The organism is Pedobacter sp. B4-66, assembly GCF_018492665.1.
In the GTDB taxonomy this organism is placed as follows: domain Bacteria; phylum Bacteroidota; class Bacteroidia; order Sphingobacteriales; family Sphingobacteriaceae; genus Pedobacter.
Map to the genome: position 1 here is coordinate 166355 of NZ_JAFVME010000010.1, position 18974 is coordinate 185328.

The following is an 18974-nucleotide window of genomic DNA, read 5'->3' on the forward strand; positions in this document are numbered from 1 at the left end:
GAAAGATTTATTTAAAATTAAGCTCCTATTTCTTCTTGTTTCGAAGCTAATAATTTATCGTATTCTTCTTGAGAACCAACAATGATACGCTCATATCCACGTACACCTGTACCTGAAGGGATTAAGTGTCCAACGATTACGTTTTCTTTCAATCCAAGCATACTGTCACGTTTACCAGCAATAGCTGCTTCGTTAAGTACTTTTGTTGTTTCCTGGAACGATGCTGCAGAGATGAATGATTTCGTACCTAATGATGCACGTGTAATACCTTGCAATACTGAACTCGCAGTTGCAGGTCTTGCATCACGAACTTCAATTTGTTTCAAATCTTTACGTTTCAATTGAGAATTTTCATCTCTTAATTTACGTAAAGAAAGAATTTGACCAGGTTTTACTGTGTTTGAATCACCAGCTTCTACTACAACCTTTTTGTCATAGATCTCATCATTCTCAATCATAAAGTCCCAACGATCCACAGAGTTGTTCTCTAAGAAACTGGTATCACCTGGATCTTCGATATGTACTTTCTGCATCATTTGGTGTACAATAACCTCGAAGTGTTTATCGTTGATTTTTACACCTTGTAAACGGTAAACCTCTTGGATACCATTAACAAGATATTCTTGTACAGCCGCAGGGCCTTTAATTGCTAAAATATCAGCAGGTGAGATAGATCCATCAGATAATGGCATACCAGCTTTCACAAAGTCATTATCCTGTACCAGGATGTGTTTAGACAATGGAACAAGGTATTTTTTAACTTCTCCGTCTTTAGATTCGATAGTCATCTCACGATTACCACGTTTCACACCACCTAAAGTTACCACACCATCAATTTCAGTTACTACAGCTGGGTTAGATGGATTACGTGCTTCGAATAACTCAGTTACACGTGGTAAACCACCCGTAATATCCCTTGTTTTTCCAGTTGCACGAGGTATCTTAACTAAGATCTGACCAGTTTTAACTGCATCCCCTTCGTCAATAGCAATGTGAGCACCTACAGGAATGTTATATCCTCTGATTAGTTCACCTTTTTTATCTACAACTCTTACTGAAGGGTTTTTAGTTTTATCACGTGTATCTATAATTACTTTTTCACGGTGACCAGTTTGCTCATCTGATTCTTCACGGAAGGTTACACCTTCAATAATTGCATCAAATTCGATTTTACCGGCAAATTCCGAGATAATTACAGCATTATATGGATCCCACGAACAAATTCTATCTCCTTTAGTGATTTTAGCCCCATCCTCAACGTACAAGAATGCACCGTAAGGAATGTTGCTGGTCATGATAATCTTATTTGTTTCCGGCTCAACAATTTTAAACTCTCCTGAACGGCCTAAAACAATTTGTTTTACTCCATCTTCAGTATCGTTCTCAACTGTACGAACATTTTCAAATTCGATCACACCATCAAACTTTGCAACAATCTGAGATTCAGCAGCAATGTTCGATGCAGTACCACCCACGTGGAATGTACGTAGTGTTAACTGTGTACCCGGCTCACCGATTGACTGTGCAGCAATTACACCAACAGCCTCACCTTTTTGAACACGTTTACCAGTAGCTAAGTTACGTCCATAACAAAGGGCACAAACACCTCTTTGATTTTCGCAAGTTAATACAGAACGAATTTCAACACCATCAAGAGGAGACTCTTCAATTGTTTTAGCAATTTCTTCAGTAATATCTTGTCCGGCTCCTACTAATAATGCTCCATCCAATGGATTGAACACATCGTGTAGAGATATACGTCCTAAAATTCTGTCATATAATGGCTCAACGATATCTTCATTGTCTTTCAACGCAGTAGTAAACATACCTCTCAATGTACCGCAATCCTCAGAATTAACGATCATATCCTGTGCCACATCATGTAAACGACGTGTCAAGTAACCAGCATCGGCAGTTTTCAACGCCGTATCCGCCAAACCTTTACGAGCACCGTGAGTAGAGATAAAGTATTCTAGTACCGATAATCCTTCTTTAAAGTTAGATAAGATCGGGTTTTCAATAATCTCACCACCAGAACCTGATTTTTGAGGTTTCGCCATCAAACCACGCATACCGCACAACTGACGAATCTGCTCTTTCGAACCACGTGCACCAGAATCCAACATCATATAAACAGAGTTAAATCCTTGGTTATCGTTTGATAACTGATTCATCACGAATGATGTTAAACGGTTATTGATACGAGTCCAGATATCGATAATTTGGTTGTAACGCTCGTTGTTGGTAATGAATCCCATATTATAGTTATTCCTTACCTCTTCAACTTCTGCGGAAGCTTGTTGTAATAAAGTATGTTTTTCAACAGGAATATTTACGTCTTGTAAATTAAACGATAAACCTCCTCTGAATGCCATTTGGAAACCTAATTCTTTAATGTCATCAAGGAATCTTGATGCACGAGCCATACCTGTGATTTTAACAACCTCACCGATAATATCTCTTAAAGATTTTTTAGTTAACAATTCATTGATGTAACCAACTTCTTCAGGAACCATTTGATTAAATAGTACACGTCCAACAGTTGTGTCAGTCAATTTATTAACTATAGTTCCATCCTCAATTTTAACATTTACTTTAACTTTAATAAATGCGTGAAGATCAATTTGTTTCTCATTGTAAGCAATGATAACCTCTTCTGGAGAATAGAATATAGAGTCTTGTCCTTTAACTACACGTCCTTCGTCAGTTCTACGGCCTTTAGTAATATAATAAAGACCCAAAACCATATCCTGTGAAGGTACAGTAATAGGAGTACCGTTTGCAGGGTTTAGAATGTTGTGTGCAGCAAGCATCAATACTTGTGCTTCTAAGATTGCGGCGTGTCCTAATGGTAAGTGTACTGCCATCTGGTCACCGTCAAAATCCGCGTTAAATGCGGTACAAACTAACGGGTGTAATTGAATTGCTTTACCTTCAACCAATTTAGGTTGGAAAGATTGTATACCCAATCTGTGCAACGTAGGTGCACGATTCAGTAATACAGGGTGTCCTTTTAAAACATTCTCAAGAATATCCCAAACTAATGGGTCTTTTCTATCTACAATTTTCTTAGCAGATTTTACTGTTTTAACGATACCTCTTTCTATCATCTTGCGGATGATAAATGGTTTAAATAGCTCAGCAGCCATATCCTTAGGTAAACCGCATTCGTGTAATTTAAGGTTAGGACCTACAACAATTACAGAACGAGCAGAATAATCCACACGTTTACCTAATAAATTCTGACGGAAACGACCTTGTTTACCTTTCAGGATATCTGAAAGAGATTTTAAAGCACGGTTACCTTCAGTTTTTACAGCATTTACTTTACGTGAGTTATCAAATAACGAATCAACCGCTTCTTGTAACATACGTTTTTCGTTACGTAAAATTACTTCTGGAGCTTTGATCTCGATCAAACGCTTCAAACGGTTGTTACGGATAATTACACGACGGTAAAGGTCATTTAAATCTGAAGTCGCAAAACGACCACCCTCTAGAGGTACTAATGGACGCAATTCTGGTGGAATAACCGGAACGATCTTAATGATCATCCACTCTGGATTATTCTCAATACGTGATCTTGAACCACGGAATGCCTCAACAACTTGTAAACGTTTTAATGCTTCGTTTTTACGTTGTTGTGAAGTCTCATTAGCAGCCTGGTGACGTAAGTTATAAGATAAAGTATCTAAATCAATACGTTTTAACAAATCTTCTAATGCTTCCGCACCCATTTTGGCTACGAATTTATTAGGATCTTTGTCATCCAGATATTGGTTCTCTTTAGGTAATTTATCAAGAATATCTAAATATTCTTCCTCAGTAAGGAAATCCATGTACTGAATACCTTCTTCAGCCATTAAACCTGGTTGAATTACTACATAACGCTCGTAGTAAATAATCAGATCTAATCTTTTAGTAGGCAAACCTAATAAGTAACCGATTTTATTTGGCAATGAACGGAAATACCAGATATGCGCAACAGGAACTACCAGGTTGATATGTCCCATACGCTCTCTACGTACTTTCTTTTCAGTTACCTCAACACCACAACGGTCGCAAACAATACCTTTATAACGGATACGTTTGTATTTACCACAATGACATTCGTAATCTTTTACAGGACCAAAAATACGCTCGCAAAACAAACCATCACGCTCAGGTTTGTAGGTACGATAATTGATAGTCTCAGGTTTCAACACCTCACCACTTGAGCGCTCTAAAATAGCCTCAGGCGATGCCAAACTAATGGTGATCGATGTGAAATTGCTTTTTAATTTATTATCCTTTTTGTAAGACATAGCTCTTTTGTTTTAGTAGCTAGTAATTAGTAGTTAGTAATTAGAATTTGGCGCTTCGCTTATCTAATTACTAACTGCTTAATACTATATACTTAGTCTAACGTAATATCTAAACCTAATCCACGTAACTCATGTACCAATACATTGAATGATTCTGGTACACCCGGTGTAGGAAGGTTTTCGCCTTTTACAATCGCTTCGTAAGTTTTAGCTCTACCGATAACATCATCTGACTTAACAGTTAATATCTCTTGTAGAATGTTGGCTGCACCAAATGCTTCCAATGCCCAAACCTCCATCTCACCAAAACGCTGACCACCAAACTGAGCTTTACCACCCAATGGTTGTTGTGTAATTAATGAGTATGGTCCGATAGAACGAGCGTGCATCTTATCATCAACCATGTGTCCTAGTTTCAACATGTAGATAATACCTACAGTTGTTGGCTGATCAAATTTCTCACCTGTTAAACCGTTATTTAAGTAAGTTCTTCCAGAAGCAGGTAATCCAGCTTTAGCGATCCAGTCTTCAACCTCATTGTGCTTAGCACCATCAAAGATTGGAGTTGCAAATTTAACACCCAATTCTTTACCGGCCCATGCCAATACAGTTTCGTAGATCTGACCAAGGTTCATACGTGAAGGTACACCCAGTGGGTTCAACACAATATCAACAGGAGTCCCATCTTCTAAGAATGGCATATCTTCATCACGTACAATACGAGCTACAATACCCTTATTACCGTGACGACCAGCCATCTTATCACCTACTTTTAACTTACGCTTTTTAGCTACATAAACCTTAGCCATCTGAACAATACCTGAAGGCAGCTCATCACCCACACTAATCGCAAACTTATCACGTTTGTAAGCACCAAGCTCTTCGTTTACACGAATACCATAGTTGTGCAATAACAATTTGATCTGCTCATTCTTGTCGTCATCAGTAGTCCATTTGTATGGATTAATGTGCGCGTATTCTAAATCAGCTAAACTTTTTTGAGTAAACTTAGCTCCTTTAGGGAATAATAATTCCTTATAAACGTTGTACACACCTTGAGATGTTTTACCGTTTACAATCTGGAATAATTTATCTACAAGCTCATTCTTAAGATTTGTTGTAGCAAGGTCGTATCTCTTGTCTAATTTCTCTATTGCTGATTTCTCTTCAGCTTTAGTAGTTTTCTTAGCCCTTGAGAACAACTTAGTATCAATTACCACACCTTTAATAGATGGAGGTGTTTTTAATGATGCATCTTTAACATCACCAGCTTTATCTCCAAATATTGCACGTAATAATTTCTCTTCCGGCGAAGGATCAGATTCTCCTTTAGGAGTGATCTTACCAATAAGAATATCACCTTCTTTAACTTCAGCACCAATACGGATAATACCGTTCTCATCTAAATCTTTAGTAGCTTCTTCAGAAACGTTAGGGATATCTGGTGTTAATTCCTCTTCTCCACGTTTTGTATCACGCACTTCTAATTCAAACTCTTCAATGTGTAATGAAGTAAAGATATCTTCACGAACAATACGCTCGTTAATTACGATCGCATCCTCAAAGTTATATCCTTGCCAAGGCATGAAAGCAACTTTTAAGTTTCTTCCTAATGCCAATTCACCATTTTCAGTAGCATAACCTTCACAAAGTACTTGTCCTTTTACAACTTTCTGACCTTTCTTAACGATTGGTTTCAAGTTAATACAAGTATTCTGATTGGTTTTCTTGAATTTGATTAATTTATAAGTTTTGCTATCACCTTCAAACGATACTAAACGATCTCCATCGTTTCTTACATATTTAATAGTGATCTCATTTGCATCAACATATTCAACAACACCATCACCTTCAGCATTGATTAATGTTCTTGAATCGCGGGCTACGCGACCTTCTAAACCTGTACCAACGATAGGAGCCTCAGGACGTAACAATGGTACGGCCTGGCGTTGCATGTTCGATCCCATCAAAGCCCTGTTCGCATCATCATGCTCAAGGAAAGGAATCAACGAAGCAGCGATCGAAGTAATCTGATTAGGTGCTACGTCCATTAAGTCTAATTTCTCAGGCTCAATAATCGGGAAGTCACCCTCGTAACGCGCTTTTACACGTGAAGTAGTGAAATTACCTTTATCATCATACTCGGCGTTTGCCTGAGCAATTGTTTTACCATCTTCATCCTCAGCAGAAAGGTAAATAACTGGTTCGTCTACAGACACAACACCATTATCTACTTTTTTATAAGGAGTTTCAATGAAACCTAAGTTGTTTATTTTCGCATGAACACAAAGAGACGAGATCAAACCGATGTTTGGTCCCTCTGGAGTTTCAATTGTACATAAACGACCGTAGTGAGTATAGTGAACGTCACGTACCTCGAAACCGGCACGCTCACGTGAAAGACCACCTGGGCCTAAGGCTGACAAACGACGTTTGTGCGTAATCTCTGCCAAAGGATTTGTCTGGTCCATGAACTGAGACAACTGGTTAGTACCAAAGAATGAATTAATAACCGACGATAAAGTACGGGCATTAATTAAGTCTGTTGGAGTAAATACCTCGTTGTCACGAATGTTCATACGCTCGCGGATAGTACGCGCCATACGTGCTAAACCAACACCAAATTGAGCGTACAATTGCTCACCTACTGTACGAACACGACGATTCGACAAGTGATCAATATCATCCACTTCTTCTTTAGAGTTGATCAATTTGATCAGATATTTAACAATAGCAATAATATCAGCTTTTGTTAAAACCTTTACGTGATCAGGAGTATCCATTTTCAACTTACGGTTGATACGGTATCTACCTACATCACCTAGATCATAACGTTTATCCGAGAAGAACAAACGCTCAATAATACCTCTTGCAGTTTCCTCATCAGGTGGTTCTGCATTACGCAAAGCACGATAGATGTTTTCAACAGCCTCTTTCTCAGAGTTAGAAGTATCTTTTTGTAAAGTATTATATATAATGGTATAATCAGCCTGGCTTGCACCATCATCTTTAGATAAGATAATAGTTTTAACACCAGCATCAATGATCATATCAATATGGTCATCTTCTAAAACGGTATCCCTATCTAAGATCACTTCATTACGATCTATAGAAACTACCTCACCAGTATCTTCATCAACAAAATCCTCAACCCATTTTCTTAATACTCTTGCAGCAAGTTTACGACCGATATATTTCTTCAAACCTGATTTGCTAACCTTAACCTCATCAGCTAAGTCAAACAATTCAAGGATGTCTTTATCAGAATCATAACCAATAGCACGCAATAAGGTGGTAACCGGGAACTTTTTCTTACGATCAATGTAAGCATACATAACGTTATTTACGTCAGTAGCAAACTCAATCCAAGATCCTTTGAAAGGAATTACACGGGCAGAATAAAGCTTAGTTCCGTTAGTGTGGCGGCTTTGACCGAAGAACACACCCGGAGACCTGTGTAACTGAGAAACAATTACACGCTCTGCGCCGTTAATCACAAAAGTACCTTTAGGAGTCATATAAGGTATGGTTCCTAAATATACATCTTGAATGATGGTTTCAAAATCTTCGTGTTCAGCATCATTACAAGAAAGCTTAAGCTTTGCTTTTAATGGAACACTATAAGTTAACCCACGGTCAATACACTCAGGTATATCATAACGCGGTGGGTCAATAAAATAATCAAGGAACTCAAGAACAAAAATGTTTCTTGAATCAGTGATTGGGAAATTTTCAGCAAACACCTTAAATAAACCCTCAGTGTGACGGTTATCCGAAGTTGTCTCTATCTGAAAAAATTCTCTGAATGATTGCAACTGCACATCTAGAAAATCTGGGTAATCTATGATATGCTTACTACGTGCAAAATTTACTCTTTGGTCGACTTTATTTGCCAATGGACTAAAGTTAATTTACTTTAAGAATAAACTATTTGTTTGGTTAGCCGTTAAACAATTCCACCAACCAAACAAGATGAAATGTTTATAAACAGGTATAGACTCCGACTATACAGTCGGAGTCTATGGTTAAAGTTATATTAAAATTAAGTGATTACTTAATTTCAACTACAGCTCCAGCTTCTTCTAATTGAGTTTTCAAAGCATTAGCTTCGTCTTTAGAAACACCAGCTTTTAATTCTTTTGGTGCACCGTCAACTAAGTCTTTAGCTTCTTTCAAACCTAAACCAGTTAAGTCTTTTACCAATTTAACTACTGCTAATTTAGAACCACCAGCTTCTTTCAATATAACATCAAAAGTTGATTTTTCTTCAGCCGCAGGAGCAGCATCACCAGCAGGACCTGCAACAGCAACTGCAGCAGCAGCTGGTTCAATACCATACTCGTCTTTTAAGATTTGAGCTAATTCGTTAACTTCTTTAACTGTTAAGTTTACCAATTGCTCAGCAAACGCTTTTAAATCTGCCATTTTTATAGATTTTAAAAATTTACGTAATAATAATTTATTTAATATGAACTTTTAAGGTGTTCCTTAACCTTCTCTTTCTTGAAGAGTTTTAACAATTCCTGCAATTTTGTTACCGCCAGACTGTAATGCCGAAATAACGTTTTTAGCTGGTGATTGTAATAATCCAATGATGTCTCCGATAAGCTCTTCTCTTGATTTCAAGCTTACTAAAGTATCAAGTTGGTTATCACCAATAAATACTGTTGAATCGATATATGCAGCTTTTAGCTGAGGTTTATCAGTTCCTTTTCTCAAGGCTTTGATCAGCTTAGCTGGACCGTTACCTACTGTTGAGAATAATAATGCTGATTGGCCTTTTAGCGCAACAAAGATCTCTGATGCATCACCTTCTAATCCTTCAATCGCTTTTCTGATTAAAGTATTTTTAGCTACTTGCATTTCGATCCCGCTTTCGAAACATTTACGACGGATACCGTTAATTTTCTCAACAGATAAGCTTGATGTATCGGCAATATAAAAATTACCGTATTCCTGCATCTTCACTTGAAGAGCCGAAACGACTTCGTGTTTTTCTTCTCTGTTCATAATTAGATCCCCGCTACTGATTTAGTTTCGATTGCAATTCCAGGACTCATAGTTGAAGAAACATGAATGCTCTTAAAATAAGTTCCTTTTGCAGCAGATGGTTTTAATTTAGAAATTACTTGAAGAACTTCTAAAGCATTTTCATATATTTTCTCTGCTGGGAATGATACTTTTCCTACTGAAGCGTGTATAATACCACTTTTGTCAACTTTAAAATCAATCTTACCGCCTTTTACGTCAGTTACTGCTTTACCAACTTCGTTAGTTACAGTACCTGATTTAGGGTTTGGCATAAGGTTACGTGGACCTAAAACGCGGCCCAGTTTACCTACTTTTGCCATACAAGCAGGAGTAGTGATAATAATGTCAACATCAGTCCATCCACCTTCAATCTTGGCTACATATTCGTCTAAACCTACAAAATCTGCGCCAGCCGCTTTAGCCTCTTCTTCCTTATCAGGAGTACAAAGAACTAAAACACGTACAGTTTTACCTGTACCGTGTGGTAAAGTTGCAATACCACGTACCATTTGATTGGCTTTACGTGGATCTACACCTAAACTAACATCGATATCAACCGATGCATCAAATTTAGTAGTAGTTATTTCTTTAACCAAAGCAGCCGCATCCTTTAAAGAATACGTTTTACCAGATTCTAGTTTAGCATGTGCCTTTTTTTGATTTTTTGTTAATTTAGCCACTGTTGTAAACTGTTTTTTGTTAATTAATTTGTCCAAGGTGCATCACCACTAACGGTGATTCCCATACTGCGTGCTGTACCGGCAACCATACTCATCGCCGATTCGATAGTGAAAGCATTTAAATCAGTCATTTTATCTTCAGCAATTGACTTAACCTGATCCCAAGTCACCGAACCAACTTTCTTACGGTTGGGCTCAGCAGAACCACTCTGTAATTTAGTAGCATCCTTTAACTGGATAGCAACCGGAGGGGTTTTGATGATAAATTCGAAAGACTTGTCAGCATAAACAGTAATTACAACTGGTAATACTTTACCGGGCTTATCTTGAGTACGAGCATTGAATTGTTTGCAAAACTCCATGATGTTCACCCCCTTAGCACCTAAAGCAGGTCCTACTGGTGGCGACGGATTTGCAGCTCCACCCTTGATCTGTAATTTAACAAGTGCACTGACTTCTTTTGCCATTTTCTGTTTTGTTAATTTGTAATACTCAATGTTAAAATGTTGGAAGCATGTAACATTTAAGATCTTTATCTATTCTTTTTCTACTTGCATATAGTTAAGCTCTAATGGAGTTTTTCTTCCAAAGATTTTAACCATAACTTTTAATTTCTTTTTCTCTTCGTTAACCTCTTCAATAACGCCAGTAAAACCGTTAAACGGTCCATCCATTACTTTCACGTTCTCTCCAACATAATAAGCTACGTTCATGATTTCGCTTTGTTGGCTCATCTCATCAACTTTACCTAAAATACGGTTAACTTCCGCCTGGCGCATAGGAACAGGATTTCCACCTTTATCTCCCAAGAAACCAATAACGCTATTAACATTCTTAATTATATGTTCTAATTCACCATCTAAAATAGCTTCAATTAAAACATAGCCTGGATAAAAGTTGCGTTCTTTTGCAATCTTTTTTCCATCTTTCATTTGATAATATTTTTCCATCGGTATTAATACCTGTGGAACCAAATGCGAAAAGCCTAAACGGCTAATTTCAGAATCAATATACTGTTTTACTTTCTTCTCTTTTCCACTAACGGCCCTAACCACATACCATTTCAACTGATCGTTCATTTAGCTATATTAATTAGAAAGTGATTTATAAAAAGTATCCAAAACGAATGTAGAACCCTTATCCATTGCAAAGACAACACATGCAATAATAAGCGAAGCTACTAAAACCAACACTGCAGAATTTTGCAATTCCCCCCATGTAGGCCAAGTAACCTTCTGGGTCATTTCTTCATATGATTCTTTAACAAATTGAACTACTTTAGCCATAATTAATGTTTTGCACGGGAACAAGGATTCGAACCCTGATCAAAGGTTTTGGAGACCTCTATTCTACCGTTGAACTATTCCCGTGTATAATTTACGCTTTTCCGAGCGAATTGATTTTGGTATTAGAACAAAGTACTTAGGCAATCAAAGCCCAAGTACTTTGCTTTATAAATTTGTTCTGTATCTATAGATACTTAAGAACTATTTTACTATTTCAGTTACCTGACCAGCACCTACTGTTCTACCACCTTCACGGATAGCGAAACGTAGACCTTTTTCCATTGCGATTGCGTTGATCAATTTAACATTGATAGTAACGTTATCACCTGGCATAACCATTTCAGTTCCTTCAGCTAGTGTAATCTCACCAGTAACGTCTGTAGTACGGAAATAGAATTGTGGACGGTATTTGTTAAAGAATGGAGTGTGACGTCCACCTTCTGCTTTTGATAATACATAGATCTCAGCTTTGAAATCAGTGTGAGGAGTTACAGAACCTGGTTTACAGATAACCATACCACGACGGATATCAGTTTTCTCAATACCACGTAACAATAAACCTACGTTATCACCTGCTTCACCATAATCAAGGATCTTACGGAACATCTCAACACCTGTTACAGTTGATTTAAGATTTTCTGCACCCATACCTAAGATCTCAACTGGATCTCCAGAGTTGATTACACCACGCTCAATACGACCAGTTGCTACAGTACCACGACCAGTGATCGAGAATACATCTTCAACAGGCATTAAGAATGGAAGATCAGTTAAACGTGGAGGAATTGGAATATAGCTATCAACAGCATCCATTAATTCCATGATTTTAGCTACCCATTTTGGATCTCCGTTCAAACCACCAAGAGCTGAACCTTGAATAACAGGAATATCATCACCAGGGAATTCATAGAATGATAACAATTCACGAACTTCCATCTCTACTAATTCTAACAATTCAGGATCGTCAACCATATCCACTTTATTCATGAATACTACCAACGAAGGAACACCTACCTGACGAGCCAATAGAATGTGCTCACGAGTTTGTGGCATCGGACCATCTGTAGCAGCTACAACAATGATAGCTCCATCCATTTGTGCGGCACCAGTAACCATGTTCTTCACATAATCCGCGTGACCTGGACAGTCAACGTGTGCATAGTGACGGTTACCTGTTGAATACTCAACGTGTGCTGTATTAATGGTGATACCTCTTTCTTTTTCCTCAGGAGCTGAGTCAATTGAATCAAATGAACGCGCCTCAGATAAACCAGCATCAGATAACACTTTAGTGATAGCTGCTGTTAAGGTTGTTTTACCGTGGTCAACGTGACCGATTGTGCCGATGTTTAAGTGCGGCTTGCTGCGGTCAAACTTTTCTTTTGCCATGTTTTTATACTTATTAGTAGGTTATAACTTTTTATTTATTTATTGTTTTGATACAATTCAATACAAAAAACCTTGTTCACTCTGTGTTTAAACAGATTCAACAAAGCCTATTTACTTTTGAGCCAAAGATGGGACTTGAACCCACGACCTCTTCCTTACCAAGGAAGTGCTCTACCGCTGAGCTACTTCGGCTTTTAATCTCTAGCAGCTTATTATTTAATCCCGTTAAGAATCAATTCCACAATCTCTGCCGACTGCCCACCTTTTTCCATTTAAGAGCGGAAGACGAGGTTCGAACTCGCGACCTATAGCTTGGAAGGCTATCGCTCTACCAACTGAGCTACTTCCGCTTCTTTTATTGTGGGGAGAGAAGGATTCGAACCTTCGAAGTCTTGCGACAACAGAGTTACAGTCTGTCCCATTTGGCCACTCTGGTATCTCCCCAAAAAAAGAGCCTCCTATCGGGATCGAACCAATGACCTACTGATTACAAGTCAGTTGCTCTACCAGCTGAGCTAAGGAGGCTTATATCATGTGCTGCTTATAAATGAAGCAACAAATTTTATAATATTAATCTTTCATAGAACATTCCATTTTAGTTGTTGAGGTAACGCCCTCTCTGAAATGGAATGCAAATCTACAAGAATAATTGATAGACGCAAAATTTATTTTAAAAAAAAATTGGCGAAAGTAACTTCGCCAATTCAATATAAAAAAAATGCTAAAATATGTCCTTAATAATCAGATACTTCATTCGCATTTAAAATTGCCTTATGTTCACTTAATTTTATTCGCGTCTTGTCTTTATGTTTGGTAATTTGCTTTCTTAACGACTCAATTGCTAAATCTGTAGCTTCCTCAAATGATTTACATTGTTCTTTTGCGAACATTGTTCCGCCCGGTACGATCAATTTAATCTCACTTATTTTATTAGCCTCATCATCTACATTCTCTAATTTTAAATAAACTTCGCCACTTATAATCTGATCAAAAAACTGATCTAGCTTATCTACTTTTTTCTGAATGAAATCTAATAACTTCTGGTCTGCATTGAAATGGATCGATTGAACTGTAATTTTCATATTTTCCTCCTCTTTTTTATGCCTTTGGATGGGCTTGTTTATATATTGATTTTAATCTTTCTACTGAATTATGAGTATAAACCTGGGTAGCAGCCAAACTTGCATGCCCTAACAACTCTTTTATCGCATTTAAATCCGCTCCTCTGTTCAACAGACTGGTAGCATAAGAATGACGCAACACATGCGGGCTTTTCTTATCCTGCGTTGAAATGAAACTTAAATAACGCTGAACTATTCGGTATATCAATGTAGGATATGCATCCGCTCCTTTATCTGTAACGAATAAGCCCCCCGTTTTGTTATCAAAATTTTGTAATGTTTTTAGCTCAATATAAGCTCTTAACTGATCCTCAAGTAGTTTGCCTACCGGAACTATCCGTTCTTTATTTCTTTTACCTAAAACCCTGATGGTTGATTCATAAAAATTAATATCAGACTCTTTTAATGACAACAATTCTGCAAGTCGCATTCCGGTTCCAAACAATGTTTCAATAACCAGTCTGTCTCTTACAGACGAGAAGCTTCCATCAAAAAATTCTTCAGAATCAAGTAAAACATCCAGTTTCTGATCATCAACAAATACAGGAAGTCGTTTAGGAACTTTAGGGGCCTTAACAAGAGCCATAGGACTCGATCGGATAATTTGCACCCGGACAAGATATTTATAGAAGCTACGTAATGTAGAAAGCTTCCTGCCTATTGAATTCTCACTAATACCTTCCTCCATTAGCCAAACCATAAAATTCCTTACATGAATGTATTCTACAACCATAAGTTCTATTTCAAATGTTTGGGACATAAAATCTCTAAACTGAATCAGATCGGTTCGGTAGGATTGTACGGTATGTGGAGAATATCGCTTCTCGTGCTGGAGATATGTTAGAAATTGTTCAACAGTCATAGAAACTATTTGTATTGCTCGATAGAGTGAATATACAAAACATTATCTTAACAATTCCTTTTTATTTGAACAAAAAAAAGCCATCAAAAATTGATGGCTTTTAATACTATTATAGTAAACTATAAGAACTATATTGTTCCTTCTAGTTGCATATTTTGCTTATAAATAGCGTGTTTAACTAACGTACGACGTGCTACAGATTTTTTCTCGTAAGCTTGGCGGCTACGCAATTCTCTTAACACACCTGTTTTTTCAAATTTCTTTTTGAAACGTTTTAACGCTTTATCTAGTGATTCACCGTCTTTAATATTAATGATAATCATAACGTAAAATACCTCCTCTCGTTGTTTTTAGGACTGCAAAGATAGGTATTTCCTTTGATAATCAAAACAGTATGTTTAATATATTAATAATATTGTTCTTAAAAACACACAGTAGACTTTTTATGTTTATTTTTAATAACAAATTAAATCTAATATGAAATCTAAAAAGCTGCTGTTTATTACTTTAGCCATACTAATCATTATCCTGCCTGGGTTCATTTATTATCGTTACTACTTTGTATTTGGCGATGGCGTTAAAGCCGGCGAATTAAATTATGTAGTAAGAAAAGGCTATATGTTTAAAACCTACGAAGGTAAATTGATCCAATCAGGGATCCGCTCAAAACAAACCGGAAATATCCAATCTAACGAATTTGAATTTTCTGTTGAAGATAAGGCTATTGCCGAAAAAATGATGATGAATAGTGGAAAGACGTTTGAGTTGCACTATAAAGAATATATCAGCACACTTCCATGGAGAGGCTACAGCACTTTTGTTGTTGATCGTATTATATCAATAAAGTAATCCATTATAAAGCAAAAATCCGGCATAATTAATTATGCCGGATTAATTGGTTTTATATTTGGTTAGAATATTCTCAGTTATTTAGTTACACTAATCTAATGTTTTAAAACTTCTCTTGCAATAACTATTTTCTGAATTTCTGAAGTTCCCTCTCCTATTGTGCATAATTTGCTGTCTCTATAAAATTTTTCAACCGGAAAATCCTTAGTATATCCATAGCCACCAAAAATCTGCACAGCCTCAGTTGAAGTTCTCACAGCAACTTCCGAAGCAAAATATTTAGCCATTGCAGATTCTTTAGTCATAGGTAAGCCTCGGTTCTTTAAATCAGCTGCCTGCCTAATTAATAACTCAGCCGCTTCAATCTCAGTAGCCATATCAGCTAATTTAAAACTAATCCCCTGAAAACTTGCTATTGGCTGGCCAAACTGATGACGCTGTTTTGCATAAGCAACTGCTGCCTCATAAGCCCCCTTTGCAATACCAAGAGCCAAAGCCGCTATAGAAATTCTTCCCCCATCCAGAACTTTCATTGCTTGCTTAAAACCTTCTCCTATATTTCCTAAAAGATTTTCCTTTGGGATACGACAGTTGTCGAATATCATTTCAGTGGTTTCAGAAGCCCTCATTCCAAGCTTGTTCTCTTTTTTTCCTGCCGCAAACCCTGGGGTTCCTCTTTCTACAACAAAAGCAGAAATTCCATTAGAATCACCTTTCTCTCCCGTTCTGGCCATAACAACAGCCAGATCTCCACTTTTACCATGTGTAATCCAATTTTTAGATCCATTAAGAACATACTCATCTCCATCAAAAGTAGCAACGGTCATCATTCTTAAAGCGTCAGAGCCAGTATTTGCTTCTGTTAGTCCCCATGCGCCTATCCATTCCGCGGTTGCTAACTTAGGTAGCCACCTTCTTTTTTGTTCCTCATTGGCAAAAGCAAGGATATGCCCTGTGCATAAAGAATTATGGGCTGCCAAAGAAAGACCTATAGAACCGCAGACCTTTGATATCCCTACAATTACATCGACGTATTCCTGATATCCAAAACCAGAACCGCCATATATCTCTGGCACCAAAACTCCCATTAACCCCAATTCTCCAAGTTTCTTAAAAACTTCTATGGGAAAATGTTGCACTTCATCCCATTCCATTACGTTTGCACGAATATTCTTTTCAGCAAAATCATCTACCATCTTTCTTATCATTTCCTGATTTTCTGAGACACCAAAGTTATATCCCACAGAATTATCCATTGTTTCTAACATAATTTACCGATTGAATCCGGACAATTATAAACAAATAAAACAACAGGAACGCAAGTTCCAAACTTGTAAAATAGTAGAACGAAATGGTATTTAGTTCATTAACCTTACCTCTTGATTTTAAGTCAGTCAAATACGTAGAAAACTTTTTTTATTTTTTTTTAGCTTTACCACTTTAGAATTATCTAATTAAAGCATCTCATGAAGTTTATTACGATTAAAGACCTTATAGCTCAATTAAAAAATGACCTTATAGGTAAGGATTCCTATAGAGGAGTAACCCTAACCTATTCCTGGCTGGCAAACCAATTTGGCCACTTTTCTCTTGGGTTTATCCCCACTATTCTTATTTATAAAGTTTTGGAATCAAAAACGAAACTCTCTCATCCAGAACTTTGGGCAGCTTTCGGAGTTTGGGGGGCCTGGATTCTATTTGAACTGTTTAATTTCCTTTGGCCATTGCTATTTAAAAAAGAATCAAAACGAAAAGCACTTGGAGCTGGTAAATACACATTCCAACCCGCCTGGATAAATGTTACTTTTGATACCTTAACAGATCTGATCTACTTCGGCATAGGCGCTTTCGCTGCTAGCCTAACCTGCAAACCTAATGATGGTATGGTTATAGGGCTTATTGTGCTAATCCTATTAGTTACCTACCCATTCTATTATTGGTACACAACCAAAATGTTCCTTCAAAATGCTGACTACCCTTTTCAATTACGATTAAGCCAATGGAATCAGCAAATCAAAGAAGAAAACAAAGCTGCTATATTAAATTTCCTTAATCATAATGAACCCGGCAAGCACATGTTACTATTTGGTTCAAGAGGTAGCGGAAAAACGATGCTGTCTGTTGGCATTGCAACTGAATCATCCATTAAAAATAACAGTTGCAGTTATGTAACTGCCGTAAAACTACTTTGCTTATTTTATGAGAATGAGGATAATCCACCTATTACTAAACCAGGAGCATGGTCGTGGAGAAACTCTTCCTTACTAGTCATTGACGATATAAACCCTGGCGGGCATGTTGAAGGAGATATACTAAGTGCAAAGCAATTCTATAATATCCTTAACAACCTTGCATGTGGCGAATTAAATAAAAAAGCCATTAAAGAAAAAAGCATCATTTGGGTTATGGGTAACGAAGACCCAACAAGACATGCAGAAGAACGCTGGGAAACTTTATTGGAAAACATAGGAATAGAAAAATCAAATATTACAACCGTAAACCTGGATATAGTTTAATTAAGGAAGTATATTGTTATCATATGCAAAACTAACCAGGTGAGTTAAGCTCTTCACATCAAATCGTTTATACAGAGGGATTATTCTTTTTTCAATTGCCGAATGTGAAACACCAAGTTCATAAGCAATCTCCTTAAAAGAATACCCTTTTGCAACCAATGAAAGAGCTTCCTTCTCTTTATTTGATATTGCCAAATGATAAAATAAGATCTTATTTAACTCCTCCTCAAACTTTTCCTTATCAGGGCCATAAGCCGCATACCTCATTATTTTCCCAAAGATTAGGCTTCGGTTAATTTGGAAACGACCTATTATAGATTCGATTTTACCATTTTCGGAGCTAAAAACGCCCACCCTTGCTGAAATAGGAACTTCACTCCCATTTTTATGGATCTTTTTGAGTTCAATAGTAAAACTATATTTTTCCAGATCCTTTGTTTTGTTGTGAATAAACTTGAGTGCTTTATCATTAAGATCATGCGAAAAAGGAGCAAATTCTGGAGCCGACATATTAACTATCGCCAGCATATTTATCTCATCATCTTTATAACCAACGACCTCTTCCCAACCGCTGGCAAAAATCATTCTGTTCTCTTTAAACGAATAGATATAGATGGCTTCTTCCGCAAATCTGGGAATTGTTTTTTCAAAGAATAACGATTTCTCGCTCTTCAGATCGGTGGGAACATCAGTAATAAAGTTCCTCGAATAGTCACCAAAATTCCCTTTCGTTTTCATTTTATATCCGTTTAGAGAGTTCTTCTAATTAAAACCTGCGTATTTACTCAGTTGATTGCAAGCAGAAGTACTACTAATTTTGCAACAAGTTTAAAAAAAATACCGCTCATTTCATCATCTTCCTTTCACTTTTCTATTCTCCTTCTAAAACTAGTTGCACTTCCTTTACTAATGTTGGATTTTTTTCAAACTAGTAAT

General features: G+C 37.1%; 16 protein-coding genes and 5 tRNA genes. 2 read left to right on the plus strand and 19 right to left on the minus strand.

All coding sequences use genetic code 11. The features are described from left to right. Window positions 1–17 precede the first annotated feature (17 nt). The 17 genes from rpoC to rpsU form a co-directional block, all read right to left on the minus strand. The gene (gene rpoC, locus J1905_RS17435; RefSeq protein WP_214228562.1) at window positions 18–4304 is read right to left on the minus strand and encodes a DNA-directed RNA polymerase subunit beta'; all 4287 of its coding nucleotides are present in this window, start codon (window positions 4302–4304) and stop codon (window positions 18–20) included. A gap of 92 nt (window positions 4305–4396) precedes the next feature. Beyond that, entirely contained in the window at window positions 4397–8200 is a 3804-nt protein-coding gene (gene rpoB, locus J1905_RS17440) for a DNA-directed RNA polymerase subunit beta (RefSeq protein ID WP_214228563.1), read from the minus strand. A gap of 154 nt (window positions 8201–8354) precedes the next feature. Beyond that, the gene (rplL, locus tag J1905_RS17445) at window positions 8355–8729 is read right to left on the minus strand and encodes a 50S ribosomal protein L7/L12 (RefSeq protein WP_173090973.1); all 375 of its coding nucleotides are present in this window, start codon (window positions 8727–8729) and stop codon (window positions 8355–8357) included. Window positions 8730–8792: 63 nt separating this feature from the next. Then, a complete protein-coding gene (rplJ, locus tag J1905_RS17450) occupies window positions 8793–9314 on the minus strand; it encodes a 50S ribosomal protein L10 (RefSeq protein ID WP_173090974.1) in 522 nt (173 codons plus the stop codon). A 2-nt stretch (window positions 9315–9316) separates the two neighbouring features. Then, window positions 9317–10015 carry a 50S ribosomal protein L1 gene (rplA, locus tag J1905_RS17455; RefSeq protein ID WP_084291015.1) on the minus strand — a complete coding sequence of 233 codons (699 nt, stop codon included), beginning with the start codon at window positions 10013–10015 and terminating at the stop codon, window positions 9317–9319. A 23-nt stretch (window positions 10016–10038) separates the two neighbouring features. After that, the gene (gene rplK / locus J1905_RS17460; RefSeq protein WP_008243137.1) at window positions 10039–10482 is read right to left on the minus strand and encodes a 50S ribosomal protein L11; all 444 of its coding nucleotides are present in this window, start codon (window positions 10480–10482) and stop codon (window positions 10039–10041) included. A gap of 69 nt (window positions 10483–10551) precedes the next feature. Further along, window positions 10552–11094, minus strand: a complete 543-nt coding sequence (gene nusG, locus J1905_RS17465; RefSeq protein ID WP_048907300.1) for a transcription termination/antitermination protein NusG — start codon at window positions 11092–11094, stop codon at window positions 10552–10554. 9 nt (window positions 11095–11103) lie between these two features. Beyond that, window positions 11104–11301, minus strand: a complete 198-nt coding sequence (gene secE / locus J1905_RS17470; protein ID WP_048907692.1) for a preprotein translocase subunit SecE — start codon at window positions 11299–11301, stop codon at window positions 11104–11106. Between the two features lie 13 nt (window positions 11302–11314). After that, a tRNA-Trp gene (locus J1905_RS17475) sits at window positions 11315–11385 on the minus strand. Between the two features lie 117 nt (window positions 11386–11502). Then, window positions 11503–12690 carry an elongation factor Tu gene (gene tuf, locus J1905_RS17480; protein ID WP_099440853.1) on the minus strand — a complete coding sequence of 396 codons (1188 nt, stop codon included), beginning with the start codon at window positions 12688–12690 and terminating at the stop codon, window positions 11503–11505. A 120-nt stretch (window positions 12691–12810) separates the two neighbouring features. Beyond that, window positions 12811–12882, minus strand: a tRNA-Thr gene (locus J1905_RS17485). 85 nt (window positions 12883–12967) lie between these two features. After that, window positions 12968–13040: transfer RNA gene (locus tag J1905_RS17490), tRNA-Gly, on the minus strand. Window positions 13041–13051: 11 nt separating this feature from the next. Next, window positions 13052–13134: transfer RNA gene (locus J1905_RS17495), tRNA-Tyr, on the minus strand. Between the two features lie 8 nt (window positions 13135–13142). Then, a tRNA-Thr gene (locus J1905_RS17500) sits at window positions 13143–13215 on the minus strand. A 209-nt stretch (window positions 13216–13424) separates the two neighbouring features. Then, window positions 13425–13772 carry a ribosome hibernation-promoting factor, HPF/YfiA family gene (gene hpf, locus J1905_RS17505; protein ID WP_048907302.1) on the minus strand — a complete coding sequence of 116 codons (348 nt, stop codon included), beginning with the start codon at window positions 13770–13772 and terminating at the stop codon, window positions 13425–13427. A 16-nt stretch (window positions 13773–13788) separates the two neighbouring features. Then, on the minus strand, window positions 13789–14673 hold the full coding sequence (locus J1905_RS17510) for a tyrosine-type recombinase/integrase (RefSeq protein WP_214228564.1): 885 nt from the start codon (window positions 14671–14673) through the stop codon (window positions 13789–13791). A 128-nt stretch (window positions 14674–14801) separates the two neighbouring features. Next, window positions 14802–14996 (minus strand): 30S ribosomal protein S21, encoded by a 195-nt coding sequence (gene rpsU, locus J1905_RS17515; protein ID WP_008243148.1) that lies wholly within the window; start codon window positions 14994–14996, stop codon window positions 14802–14804. 154 nt (window positions 14997–15150) lie between these two features. Between rpsU and J1905_RS17520 the strand changes: the two genes are divergently transcribed. Beyond that, the gene (locus J1905_RS17520) at window positions 15151–15522 is read left to right on the plus strand and encodes a hypothetical protein (RefSeq protein WP_214228565.1); all 372 of its coding nucleotides are present in this window, start codon (window positions 15151–15153) and stop codon (window positions 15520–15522) included. A 95-nt stretch (window positions 15523–15617) separates the two neighbouring features. On the opposite strand, the gene J1905_RS17525 is transcribed toward J1905_RS17520, so the two are convergent. Further along, window positions 15618–16790: an acyl-CoA dehydrogenase family protein gene (locus J1905_RS17525; protein WP_214228566.1), complete on the minus strand. Its 1173-nt coding sequence runs from the start codon at window positions 16788–16790 to the stop codon at window positions 15618–15620. A 198-nt stretch (window positions 16791–16988) separates the two neighbouring features. Between J1905_RS17525 and J1905_RS17530 the strand changes: the two genes are divergently transcribed. Next, window positions 16989–18038, plus strand: a complete 1050-nt coding sequence (locus J1905_RS17530) for a DUF2238 domain-containing protein (RefSeq protein ID WP_214228567.1) — start codon at window positions 16989–16991, stop codon at window positions 18036–18038. On the opposite strand, the gene J1905_RS17535 is transcribed toward J1905_RS17530, so the two are convergent. After that, window positions 18039–18776: a LuxR C-terminal-related transcriptional regulator gene (locus tag J1905_RS17535; protein ID WP_214228568.1), complete on the minus strand. Its 738-nt coding sequence runs from the start codon at window positions 18774–18776 to the stop codon at window positions 18039–18041. It abuts the gene before it with no gap. Window positions 18777–18974 lie beyond the last annotated feature (198 nt).

Excerpts from the sequence above, each read along its gene's own strand:
- rpoC (WP_214228562.1), bottom strand. The coding sequence starts at position 4,304 with ATGTCTTACAAAAAGGATAATAAATTAAAAAGCAATTTCACATCGATC.
- rplL (WP_173090973.1), bottom strand. The coding sequence starts at position 8,729 with ATGGCAGATTTAAAAGCGTTTGCTGAGCAATTGGTAAACTTAACAGTT.
- rplJ (WP_173090974.1), bottom strand. The coding sequence starts at position 9,314 with ATGAACAGAGAAGAAAAACACGAAGTCGTTTCGGCTCTTCAAGTGAAG.
- rplK (WP_008243137.1), bottom strand. The coding sequence starts at position 10,482 with ATGGCAAAAGAAGTCAGTGCACTTGTTAAATTACAGATCAAGGGTGGA.
- nusG (WP_048907300.1), bottom strand. The coding sequence starts at position 11,094 with ATGAACGATCAGTTGAAATGGTATGTGGTTAGGGCCGTTAGTGGAAAA.
- secE (WP_048907692.1), bottom strand. The coding sequence starts at position 11,301 with ATGGCTAAAGTAGTTCAATTTGTTAAAGAATCATATGAAGAAATGACC.
- tuf (WP_099440853.1), bottom strand. The coding sequence starts at position 12,690 with ATGGCAAAAGAAAAGTTTGACCGCAGCAAGCCGCACTTAAACATCGGC.
- hpf (WP_048907302.1), bottom strand. The coding sequence starts at position 13,772 with ATGAAAATTACAGTTCAATCGATCCATTTCAATGCAGACCAGAAGTTA.
- J1905_RS17510 (WP_214228564.1), bottom strand. The coding sequence starts at position 14,673 with ATGACTGTTGAACAATTTCTAACATATCTCCAGCACGAGAAGCGATAT.
- rpsU (WP_008243148.1), bottom strand. The coding sequence starts at position 14,996 with ATGATTATCATTAATATTAAAGACGGTGAATCACTAGATAAAGCGTTA.
- J1905_RS17520 (WP_214228565.1), top strand. The coding sequence starts at position 15,151 with ATGAAATCTAAAAAGCTGCTGTTTATTACTTTAGCCATACTAATCATT.
- J1905_RS17525 (WP_214228566.1), bottom strand. The coding sequence starts at position 16,790 with ATGTTAGAAACAATGGATAATTCTGTGGGATATAACTTTGGTGTCTCA.
- J1905_RS17530 (WP_214228567.1), top strand. The coding sequence starts at position 16,989 with ATGAAGTTTATTACGATTAAAGACCTTATAGCTCAATTAAAAAATGAC.
- J1905_RS17535 (WP_214228568.1), bottom strand. The coding sequence starts at position 18,776 with ATGAAAACGAAAGGGAATTTTGGTGACTATTCGAGGAACTTTATTACT.